Raw genomic sequence first — 1456 nt, forward strand, 5'->3', positions numbered from 1 at the left:
TGATATGAACCCCGAAAGTTAGACAAAAAACTTTTGGGGTTTTATTATGTCTGGAAGGAAACAAAAGAAACATGATTATGCAGACCGTTTGAAATATATGCGTCTGTTGGAGTCTGGCAGATCTATCCATTCTATCTGCACTGAGTATGGTATTAATAACAATCAGCTTCGTGTTCTATGGGCAAAGTATCAGCGTTATGGTGTGTCAGGCTTGCGAAAAAGCGAGATTATCAAGGCCGATTTTGCATTAAAGAGCCAAATTGTCCTTGATATTGAGGAAAATCACTTACCTTTGCATGTAGCTTCATTAAAGTATGGTGCTAGTTCGTCACGAATATCAGTATGGCTCAAACTGTACCGAGAGAATGGTTTAGCAGCATTAGAGATTATCAAGAAACGAGGCAGATTACCAGGTATGGGCAGACCAAGAAAGAACAGTAAACCGCTCACAGAGCTGGAGCGGCTCCAGAAGGAGAACCAGGAACTGAAGACAGAGATTGCTCTGCTAAAAAAAGTGAGAGCCTTAGTCGAGGAAAGGAACGCCCGTCTACGCGCGATTGGGCAAGAGCCATCGAAGAACTAAGGCAGGAAGGCCATCCTCTCAGCTTCATGCTGGACAGGATGAAGATGGCTCGCTCCGTATTCTATTACCATCTATCACATCTCGATGATAGTGACGGCTATGGCAGTCTCAGGCAACGCATAAAGAATATATATGAGGACAATAAGGGCCGGTATGGATATAGGAGGATATGCGCTGTTTTGCGAAACGAAGGAGAAACGGTCAATCACAAGACCGTCCAGAAGCTGATGCGCCAGATGGGGCTAAAGGCAAAACGGAAGAAATGCCACTATCACTCATATAAAGGACAAGTGGGTAAGGTCGCTCCAAATATACTGGAGCGCGACTTCAAGGCTGATAAGCCAAATCAGAAGTGGACTACCGATGTTACGCAAGTATCCATTAAGGATCAGAAAATTTACCTTTCACCTATATTAGACATGTTCAACGGAGAAATCATATCTTATAGCATATCAAACAGTCCCAATCTGCAGATGGTGAAAACGATGCTAAAGAAAGCCTTTAAGGAGCATAAAGACCTAAAAGGTCTTGTAATGCACTCTGACCAGGGGTGGCACTACCAACACCTGATGTATCAAGAACTGCTCAAAAAACATGGTATCGTGCAAAGCATGTCCAGAAAAGGAAATTGCTTGGATAATGCAATGATGGAGAACTTCTTCGGTCTGATGAAGAATGAACTGCTATACATTAATCAGTTTGACTCCGTAGAGGATTTTGAGCAGCAACTGAAGAAATATATTCTCTGGTATAACAATAAAAGAATAAAATTGAGGTTAAAAGGAATGAGCCCGGTACAATACCGAGCTCACTACTATAGAGAGATTAATAATTAACGATTAATTTAACGTCCAACTTTTCGGGGGCACTTCA

The 1456-nt window shown here is 42.1% G+C and carries 1 protein-coding gene and 1 pseudogene; both read left to right on the top strand.

Annotation, left to right across the window (positions count from 1 at the left end; all coding sequences use genetic code 11):
* The first annotated feature begins 46 nt into the window (after positions 1–46).
* Positions 47–583, top strand: coding sequence for a helix-turn-helix domain-containing protein (locus T433_RS16330; protein WP_044110000.1), 537 nt, complete (start codon positions 47–49; stop codon positions 581–583).
* Positions 568–1419: pseudogene (locus tag T433_RS0112600) on the top strand (IS3 family transposase); the annotation flags it as partial. The gene T433_RS16330 and the pseudogene T433_RS0112600, both read left to right, overlap by 16 nt.
* Positions 1420–1456 lie beyond the last annotated feature (37 nt).

Source organism: Xylanibacter brevis ATCC 19188, assembly GCF_000621725.1.
Lineage (GTDB): Bacteria > Bacteroidota > Bacteroidia > Bacteroidales > Bacteroidaceae > Prevotella > Prevotella brevis.